Genomic DNA, 9012 nt, shown 5'->3' on the forward strand with positions numbered 1-9012 from the left:
CAGCCGGGCCGGCGTTTGAGGCCAAACAGCCCCGCCGGCGCTTGAGGCAAAGTAGCCCGGCCGGCGCTTGAGGCCACCCAGCCCGGCCGGCGCTTGAGGCGAAGTAGCCGGGCCGGCGCTTGAGGCCACCCAGCCCGGCCGGCGCATGAGGCCACCCAGCCCCGCCGGCGCTTGAGGCGAAGTAGCCGGGCCGGCGCTTGAGGCCACCCAGCCCGGCCGGCGCTTGAGGCCAAGCAGCCCGGCCGGCGCTTGAGGCCACCCAGCCCCGCCGGCGCATGAGGCGAACCAAAGACGACAGAGGGCGCCGTACCGGTCACCCAGCACAGCGCCCACCGAAAGCTTCAAGCTCAGCCGTGGTTGATGCAGACGTTCCCGAACGCCGGGTTCACCAGACCGACCACGTTGATGCTGTTGCCGCACAGGTTCACCGGAATGTGCACCGGAACCTGGATGTTGTTGCCCGAGGCGACACCCGGCGAGCCGACGGCAGCGCCGTCCGCCTCGGAGCTGGCGTTTGCAGCACCCATGCCCGCGGCAAGGATGCCACCGGCTGCGGCGGTGATGATGGCCGCCTTCTTGACCGTGTTCATTCTTCCTCCATGTCACAGTGCCGCACGAACGGATGCGGCACGTGGGACAACGAAGCCCGCGGCGATGAGCAACGCGCCACCGTCCGGTTGGCCGCCGATTCACCCCTGCGGGGAAGCACGCTTGCGCCGTACGCCGGTGGCAGGCGCCCGCGCACCACCCGCGCCACGTGCCCGACCCGACCAACCCCGACCGCTCGGACCGACCCCGCCCGACCCCGCCCCCAACGATCGACGCCCCGCAAAGCCGAGGCTTCGCGGGGCGTGGGGGACGAAGGGGTCTGCGTACGGTCTGCGGAGGTCGAGGCCGCGCCCGGTCGACCGGGGCACGAACCGTCGGGACGTCAGGCGTCCTCGTCGTCCTCGTCGTCGTCCTCGGGCAGGTACTCGGCGCCCTCGGACTGCCAGCCCGCCTCGCTCAGTTCCGTGCCGGCGATGTCCTCGACGAGGCTGAACGGGTCGATCAGGTACGAGACCGACTCGGCCAGGTCGCTCTCGATGGCGGCGGTCGCGTCGGCCCGGTCGCCCGGTGACAGCTCCTCGTCCGCCTTGACGCTGTCCAGCGCCGCGGCCCGCAGCGCGTCGGCGTCGGTGACCTCCAGCACGATTTCGAGGTTGAGCCGGATGTAGCGGGTCGTGGTGTCCGAGGAAGTCGCGTTTTCCATGAGCGCGAGCCTACGGGCCCGCGACCGGCCGCCGGCGCGCTGACGCGCCGCGTGCTCAGCGGTGGCCGTAGGTCACCGCGGTGAACATCAGCGCCCCGAACACGACGGAGAATCCCAGGATGTAGATCGCGATCCGGATCCACATCCCGTTCGCCCGGCTCTTCTCGCTCTCCATCACGGCGAACTCCTCAGACTTGGACGGGCTCGGCCCCGGGGCGGCTCACACACGAGCGGCTCAGACATGAGCGGGCAGGCACGGTGAGAACGCGACCAGCGCCGGCGCCGCATGGACCATCAGGAACTCGACGGGCAGGTACGCGTCGGCGGACTCCATCCGATGCGCCAGACCCGAGTCGAAGTGCGCCACGTCGCCGGGCGCGAGCAGATGGGTGGCCCCGTCCAGGGTCAACCGGAGCTGACCGGTCAGCACGTACAGCCATTCCTCGCCCGGATGCACCCGCCCCGGCCCGTCCGCCCGGCCCGCCGGCACCCGCACCCGCAGCGCCTGCATGCCGCGGCGCGGACTACCCACGCGCCAGTAGGTCCAGCCGTGCGCCTCGACCGGCTCGGCCGCGCGGGCGCGAACCACCGGCTCGGCCGACGCGCTGTCCTCGCCGAGCAGTTCGGAGACGGTCGTGTTGTAGGCCCGGGCCAACGTCAACAGGGCGGGCAGCGACGGTTGTCGGCGCTCGTGTTCGAGCCGGGAGAGATAGGCGACGGAGAGCTTGGTCAACTGCGCGGCCTCGTCGAGCTTGAAGCCGTTCGCCCGACGGGCCGCACGCAACCGATCACCGAGCCCGGTCGGCACCGCCTCGGCGGGTGTCGATTCCGGCTCGTCGGTGTCGTAGCTTGGAGAGGCGACCATGCTTCGAGGCTAGGCAGACCCGGCCAGCGAGGCAATTAACTTGCCTCAGAGGCAAATATTCAAGCGCAAATCGGATATTCGCCCCGATATCCCCCGCCTCGGTCGGGCACCTCCGGAAACCCACGACGAGCCGGCCTCACCCACGCCGGGCCGAGCGCACCCGGTCACCGCACTCACCCACACCGGGCCGGGCCGCCGCCCCTCACGCACAACGCCCCGGCACGCGCACCCCCGGCGGCACCTCGGCCTCCACCAGCACCACGCCGTCCTCGTAGCCGCGCCGACTGACCAGGCCGGCCCGGTCGAACAGGGCGAGCATGCGCCGGTTCCACGGCAACACGTGCGCCCGCAGGTCGCTCGCCCCGCGCACGGCCGCGTGCTCGACCAGCGAGCGCAGCATCGTGGTACCGAGCCCGTGCCGCTGCCACCCGTCCTCGACCAGCAGCGCCACTTCGGCGACCGGCTCGGACGCCGGGTGGAACAGGGTGGCCAGCGCCCCGATCGCACCGTCGGGCGCGACCGCCACCAGGCTCACCCCGTGCTCCGGCACCAGCAACCGGCTCAGCGCGGCCTCCGGCAGCCGCGGCGCCGAGGTGAAGTAGCGCAATCGGCGGGTCTCCGGAGAGCACCGCTCGTGCATCGCCCGCACCCGCGCGGCGTCCTCGGCGCGGGCCACCCGCACCCGTACGTGCGACGGCCACTCGTCCGCGCCGACCGCACCCACCACGGTGAGCCGGGCTCGGCCCCGCATCGGCATCGCCGTCATGTCCCTACCGCCTCTCGCCACCGGAGCGGTCCCCTCGCGGTCCTCCCCGCCGAACCCCCACGGTGTCGAGGCGGTGTTACGCATCGACTACGTGGGCGTGTCCGGAGCGAACCGATCCGGTGACGTCGCCGCCCCGGTGGCGAAACACGGCCGACTCAGCCCGCCAGGTGACCCAGCAGGTCCTGCCGGGTGACCACGCCCTGCGGCTTGCCGTGCACCAGCACCAGCGCCGCGTCGGCCTGTTCCAGCACCCGCGCCAGCCGTGCGATCGGCTCACCGGAGCCGACCACGGGCAGCGGTGCCGACATGAACTTCTCCAGCGGGTCGCCCGCCGAGGCACGACCGGACACCAGCGCGTCCAGCAGGTCGCGCTCGGCGATCGAGCCGACCACCTCGGCGGCCATCACGTCCGGGTGCCCCGCCCCGGGCTTGACCACCGGCATCTGGCTGACCCCGAACTCGCGCAGGATCGCGATCGAGTCGCCGACGCTTTCCTCCGGATGAACGTGCACCAGGGCGGGCAGGTCGCCCTGCTTGCGGGCCATGATGTCGGCCACGGTGGCCTCGTTCGGGTCCGCGTCCAGGAAGCCGTAGTCGGCCATCCACTCGTCGTTGAAGATCTTGCTGAGGTAGCCGCGCCCGGAGTCCGGCAACAACACCACGACCACGTCGTCCGGCCCGAGCCGCTCGGCCGCACGCAGCGCCGCGACCACGGCCATCCCGCACGAGCCGCCGACCAGGAGACCCTCCTCGCGGGCCAGCCGGCGCGTCATCAGGAACGAGTCGCGGTCGGACACCGCGATGATCTCGTCCGGCACCGCGCTGTCGTACGCGGTCGGCCAGAAGTCCTCACCGACGCCCTCGACCAGGTACGGCCGGCCGCTGCCGCCGGAGTACACCGAGCCCTCCGGGTCGGCGCCGACCACGCGCACGCCGCCGTTGGAGACCTCCTTGAGGAAGCGCCCGGTCCCGGAGATGGTGCCGCCGGTGCCGACGCCGGCCACGAAGCACGTGATGCGGCCGTCGGTCTGCTCCCACAACTCGGGACCCGTGGAGAGGTAGTGCGACTGCGGGTTCTCCGGGTTGGAGTACTGGTCGGGCTTCCACGCGCCGGGCGTCTCGCGCACCAGCCGGTCCGAGACGTTGTAGTAGGAGTCGGGGTGCTCGGGGTCGACCGCGGTCGGGCAGACCACCACCTCGGCCCCGTAGGCCCGCATGACATTGATCTTGTCCATGCTGACCTTGTCCGGGCAGACGAAGATGCACTTGTATCCACGTCGCTGCGCCACCATCGCCAGCCCGACTCCGGTGTTGCCGGAGGTGGGCTCGACGATCGTGCCGCCCGGACGCAACGCGCCCGACTGTTCGGCCGCGTCGATCATCCGCACGGCGATCCGGTCCTTGACCGAGCCGCCCGGGTTGAAGTACTCGACCTTCGCCAGCACCGTCGCCGACAACCCCGAGGTGACGGAGTTGAGCTTGACGAGGGGGGTGTCCCCGATCAGGTCGAGCATGGATTCGTGGTACCGCACGGAACCTCCGCCATGAGTGCGCATCAGCCGGGGCCGGATGGCCCAATATCCTCACATTGCGCTAACTTCTCCCAGCCTAGTCGCCGCCTTCCCGCCGGACACGGCGCTGCGGCCCCGACCGCGCCCACGCCGCGCGCCGCACCGCGCCCCGCTGTCCGCCGACGAACCTGACGGTCGGTTAGGGTCGGCGTGGAGTCCGCGACGGGGAGGAGCCCGAGGTCTTGTACACGACGGCCGGCCGCGGTGCCCGGCGATGATGCGCACTCGGATGGCCCGCCGGGTGGCGGCGGCCGCGGCCTTCGGTGGCGGCGGCGTGGGAGTGCTGACCGGGGCGATGTTCGCGGTGTTGTACACCGAGGCGAAGATGGCCCGCCGCACGGTGGGCGAACCCGACGGCGACCCGCCGAGCGCCGACGGGATGTACGGCGATCTGCCCGGCGAGCCGATCACGTTCGCGGTGATCGGCGACTCCACCGCCGCCGGCCTCGGCGTCGAGGACCCGATGCAGACCCCCGGCGCGTTGCTCGCCTCCGGCCTGGCCGCCGTCGCCGAGGTGCCGGTACGACTGGTCAACGTCGCCCTCTCCGGCGCCCAGTCCTCGGACCTGGAGCGTCAGGTCACCCTCGCCCTGCGACACGACCTCGACGTGGCGATGATCATGATCGGCGCGAACGACGTCACCCACCGGATGCGCCCGGCCGAGTCGGTGCGCCACCTCGAACAGGCCACCCGCCGCCTGATCGCCTCCGGCGTCGAGGTGGTCGTGGCCACGTGTCCCGACCTGGGCACGATCGAGCCGATCGCGCAGCCGCTCCGCTACCTGGCCCGGCAGTGGAGCCGCAACCTGGCCGCCGCGCAGACCATCGCCGTGGTCGAGGCGGGCGGCCGTACCGTCTCGCTCGGCTCGCTGCTCGGGCCCGAATTCCTGGCCCGGCCCAAGGCGATGTTCGGTCCGGACCGTTTCCACCCCTCGGTCGAGGGCTACGCGACCGCCGCGATGGCCTCGTTGCCGTCCCTGTGCGCCGCGTTGGACCTGTGGCCGCTGGACGAGGTGAGCCCGGACAGCTTCCGCGGCGAGGGCGTGCTGCCGATCGCGCAGGCCGCGATCGAGGCCGCCGCCGAGGGCGGCACCGAGGTGACCGGCACCGACGTCGGCGGGCGCGAGCGCGGCCCGCGCGGCCGGTGGGCACTGCTGCGCCACCGCCGCAGGCAGCAGATCCCCACCCCCGCGACGGTGGATCCGGACGCCGAGTCGGATGCCGAGCCGGACACCGCCGCCGAGGGTGATGCGAAGGTCGAGCGGACTGCGCCAACCCCGTTCGGGGACGCCCGGGGTAATGTGGCGGAAGAAATCTGACTGGGCGTCAGTTATGGCGTGGGGCAGGTCGCATGATCCGCCCCTCCCACTTTTGGCTACCAGGCAGTAACTTCAGCGTCAGTTGCGCTTCCGCACCGACGAGAGTCCCTTCGGGGTCCTCGTACCGACGGCCGCAAAGACCAACAAGGAGTCCCGATGCCCGAAGCAGTCATCGTCGCCACCGCCCGCTCCCCGATCGGTCGCGCCTTCAAGGGTTCCCTGAAGGACCTGCGGTCGGACGACCTGACCGCGCTCATGGTCCGCGCCGCCCTGGACAAGGTCCCGGCGCTGGACCCCAAGGACATCGACGACCTGATGCTGGGCTGCGGTCTGCCCGGCGGCGAGCAGGGCTTCAACATGGGCCGCAACGTCGCGGTCATGTTGGGCTACGACCACCTGCCCGGAACCACCATCACCCGCTACTGCTCGTCGTCGCTGCAGACCACCCGGATGGCGATGCACGCGATCCGCGCGGGCGAGGGCGACGCGTACATCTCGGCCGGCGTCGAAATGGTCACCAGTACCCGCGGCAAGGGCAGCAGCGACTCGATCCCGGACACCAGGAACCCGCTCTTCGCCGACGCCGCGACCCGCACCACCGAGGCCGTCGAGAAGGGCTCGACCTGGGCCGACCCGCGCGAGCAGGGTCTGCTCCCGGACGTCTACATCGGGATGGGCTTCACCGCCGAGAACCTGGCCCAGCACAAGGGCATCTCCCGGGCCGAGCAGGACGAGTTCGCGGTCCGCTCGCAGAACCGCACCGAGCAGGCGATCGCCGACGGCTTCTGGGCCGAGGACATCACGCCGGTCACGCTCGCGGACGGCACCGTGGTGAGCAAGGACGACGGCCCGCGTGCGGGCACCACGCTGGAGGGCATCTCCGGGCTCAAGCCGGTCTTCCGCCCGGACGGCACGGTGACGGCGGGCAACGCGTGCCCGCTCAACGACGGCGCCGCCGCGGTCATCGTGATGTCGGACACCAAGGCGCGCGAGCTCGGCCTGACCCCGCTCGCCCGGATCGTCTCCACCGCCGTGTCCGGCCTGTCGCCGGAGATCATGGGCTACGGCCCGGTCGAGGCCTCCCGGATCGCGATGGCCCGCGCGGGCCTGACCTCGGCGGACATCGACCTGGTGGAGATCAACGAGGCGTTCGCCGCGCAGGTCATCCCCTCCTACCGGGACCTGGGCTTCGACCTGGACAAGGTCAACGTCAACGGCGGCGCGATCGCGATCGGCCACCCGTTCGGGATGACCGGCGCGCGGATCACCAGCACACTGATCAACTCCCTGCGGTGGCACGACAAGCAGTGGGGCCTGGAGACCATGTGCGTCGGCGGCGGCATGGGCATGGCCATGGTCCTCGAACGCCTGAGCTGACCCGACCACCGACCCGATTCGACACCCGCGCGAAGCCCGTCCGGACAATCCGGGCGGGCTTCGCCGCTCACCACTCGACCGGGTCGGCCCGAGGTCTCGCCCACTCGGGACGTCACGCTCTGGCGGCCGGCCGCGGACGGCGCGACCCTGGAGGAAGAAGCTCTTCCTCGGGTTGGCCAAGGGTTGCGGATCACGTCATGCCGAACGCTTACATCGTCCCCGTCCTGATCACCGCCGCATGCGCCGTCGCGGTGACCGCCGTCGTGCGCCGACTCTCCCGGCGGCTCCGCGCCCGTGCCGCCACGGAGATTTGGGACCAGGCGTTCCTCGATCATCTCTTCCGCAGCCGGGACGCCGAGCGACCACCGCTGACCGTCCCCGGGCCCGGGCGCGACGACTTCCCCGACCGGGTCGACCCGGACGACGACGCGACCGGCCGCCGTCCACACCCGTCGGAGAACCTGACCCCGCTGCTGCCCACTCACCTCACCGGCGACTACCTCACCGGCCTGGTCGCGGGTGCGACCCCGATCACCCGCGTGCGCACCGGCTCCCCCGGCGGCGCCGGCGGGCCGGCCGTGCTCGACTTCGCCGACGGCAGCTCGCTGGTGGTGATGCCGGGCGACCCGGAGGCCGCATCGCTGATCGACGTCGCACTGTCCCTGGGCCGGCCGGTGCGCCTGCTCGGCACCTCCGAGATCGGCGGCGGCTGGACCCTGACCTTCGGCATGGACGAGGACACCACGTACGCCCTGGCCGACCGTCTGTACGTGCGACCGCCGGCCTAGGGTCCGTCCTCGATCCCGCGTCGAGCACCACCAAGCGGGCCGACGACGGGCCCCGGGCCCTGCCCGGCGGACACCGGCCGCACCCCGCGTCGCTCAGATCGCCGCCGACAACTCGCGCACCATCTCCCGCGCCCGACGCACCACGTCACCGGCCGTCGTCGGCTCGCCGTCCTGCAGGATCAGCGGGTGTTCCTCGGCCAACGGCCCCAGCGCCGAGGCGAGATCGCCGGAGGTGACCGCGACCTGATCGCCCACCACGAACACGCCCAGATCCGGGATCTCGCGCAGCGGCTCGCCCTCGACCGCGGCCGCCAGGTCGGCCAGACACTGGGCCAGCGCGAGGGCCGCGCCCGCCCGGCTCGGCGAGGTCTCCTGACGGGCGGTCAGCGGCGCCTTCAACCGGGCCTCGGACAGGTGCCGGAGTCGGTCGGCGACCGCGCCGGACTCCTTCACGAAGGGACCCACGTCAACCGTGAGGGAAACGGACGGTTTCCCGACCGGGGGGATGGGGATGCGGGACGACATAACCGGAGCGTACCCAGTGCGCACACCGCGTGCGGGTCGGCTTCGACCGCTTGCCAACCGTTCGCCCGTCATGCACGCTCGGGTAACGGAACGCTCACCGGAGGCGCTTATGTCCTTGCACTTCTCCGAAGAGACCCACCGGAACCTCGTGGCTCGGGTGCCCGTCTGCACCGGCCGCGAACTCCCCGACTGGTTCAAGGAAATCGAGGCCGGTCCGGCCTTCTCCCGGTTCGAGGACCGGGTCTCCTGGCTCCAGGGCGAGCACAACCTCGGACACGGGCACGCCCTCGCCATCGTCCGCGAGCACGACCGCCGCCGGCACGCGCCGGGCGGGGTCAGCTGATCCCCCGCCTCCAGGCCGCCGCGTCGCCGATCCACCGTCGAAGACCCCTGCCACGCTGACCACTCGCCACCACTGTCGACTCCGCAGATCCGCGCATTCCGCATACGCAGAAGTGGGGGGGGGGGGGGGGGGGGGGGGGGGGGGGGGGGGGGGGGGGGGGGGGGGGGGGGGGGGGGGGGGGGGGGGGGGGGTGGGGGCGGGGGTCGT

Annotated in this window: 11 protein-coding genes; 4 read left to right on the plus strand and 7 right to left on the minus strand. The window is 72.0% G+C overall.

Going from position 1 to position 9012, the window contains the following annotated elements:
- Positions 1-347 precede the first annotated feature (347 nt).
- From ACIBM5_RS20450 to ACIBM5_RS20475, 6 genes are all read right to left on the minus strand, one after another.
- Positions 348-590 carry a chaplin gene (locus tag ACIBM5_RS20450; protein WP_391585480.1) on the minus strand — a complete coding sequence of 81 codons (243 nt, stop codon included), beginning with the start codon at positions 588-590 and terminating at the stop codon, positions 348-350.
- A gap of 341 nt (positions 591-931) precedes the next feature.
- Entirely contained in the window at positions 932-1252 is a 321-nt protein-coding gene (locus tag ACIBM5_RS20455) for a hypothetical protein (protein ID WP_396008166.1), read from the minus strand.
- Positions 1253-1307: 55 nt separating this feature from the next.
- On the minus strand, positions 1308-1430 hold the full coding sequence (locus ACIBM5_RS20460) for a hypothetical protein (RefSeq protein ID WP_391585482.1): 123 nt from the start codon (positions 1428-1430) through the stop codon (positions 1308-1310).
- Between the two features lie 57 nt (positions 1431-1487).
- Positions 1488-2117, minus strand: a complete 630-nt coding sequence (locus tag ACIBM5_RS20465) for a helix-turn-helix domain-containing protein (RefSeq protein WP_391585483.1) — start codon at positions 2115-2117, stop codon at positions 1488-1490.
- A gap of 202 nt (positions 2118-2319) precedes the next feature.
- Positions 2320-2883 (minus strand): GNAT family N-acetyltransferase, encoded by a 564-nt coding sequence (locus tag ACIBM5_RS20470; protein ID WP_396008167.1) that lies wholly within the window; start codon positions 2881-2883, stop codon positions 2320-2322.
- A gap of 155 nt (positions 2884-3038) precedes the next feature.
- A complete protein-coding gene (locus ACIBM5_RS20475; protein WP_391585485.1) occupies positions 3039-4415 on the minus strand; it encodes a cystathionine beta-synthase in 1377 nt (458 codons plus the stop codon).
- A gap of 253 nt (positions 4416-4668) precedes the next feature.
- On the opposite strand from ACIBM5_RS20475, the gene ACIBM5_RS20480 reads away from it, so the two are divergent.
- The 3 genes from ACIBM5_RS20480 to ACIBM5_RS20490 all read left to right on the plus strand — a co-directional run bounded on the left by ACIBM5_RS20480 (position 4669) and on the right by ACIBM5_RS20490 (position 7937).
- Positions 4669-5772: an SGNH/GDSL hydrolase family protein gene (locus ACIBM5_RS20480; protein WP_396008168.1), complete on the plus strand. Its 1104-nt coding sequence runs from the start codon at positions 4669-4671 to the stop codon at positions 5770-5772.
- Positions 5773-5928: 156 nt separating this feature from the next.
- Positions 5929-7149, plus strand: coding sequence for an acetyl-CoA C-acetyltransferase (locus tag ACIBM5_RS20485; protein WP_391585487.1), 1221 nt, complete (start codon positions 5929-5931; stop codon positions 7147-7149).
- Positions 7150-7346: 197 nt separating this feature from the next.
- Positions 7347-7937 (plus strand): hypothetical protein, encoded by a 591-nt coding sequence (locus tag ACIBM5_RS20490; RefSeq protein WP_396008169.1) that lies wholly within the window; start codon positions 7347-7349, stop codon positions 7935-7937.
- A gap of 93 nt (positions 7938-8030) precedes the next feature.
- Here the strand turns inward: ACIBM5_RS20490 and ACIBM5_RS20495 are convergent, their stop codons facing one another.
- Entirely contained in the window at positions 8031-8402 is a 372-nt protein-coding gene (locus ACIBM5_RS20495; protein WP_391585489.1) for a hypothetical protein, read from the minus strand.
- Between the two features lie 169 nt (positions 8403-8571).
- Between ACIBM5_RS20495 and ACIBM5_RS20500 the strand changes: the two genes are divergently transcribed.
- Positions 8572-8805, plus strand: coding sequence for a DUF4287 domain-containing protein (locus ACIBM5_RS20500; protein WP_355531872.1), 234 nt, complete (start codon positions 8572-8574; stop codon positions 8803-8805).
- Positions 8806-9012: the final 207 nt, after the last annotated feature.

It is taken from the genome of Embleya sp. NPDC050493 (assembly GCF_044458105.1).
Classification (GTDB): Bacteria; Actinomycetota; Actinomycetes; order Streptomycetales; family Streptomycetaceae; genus Embleya.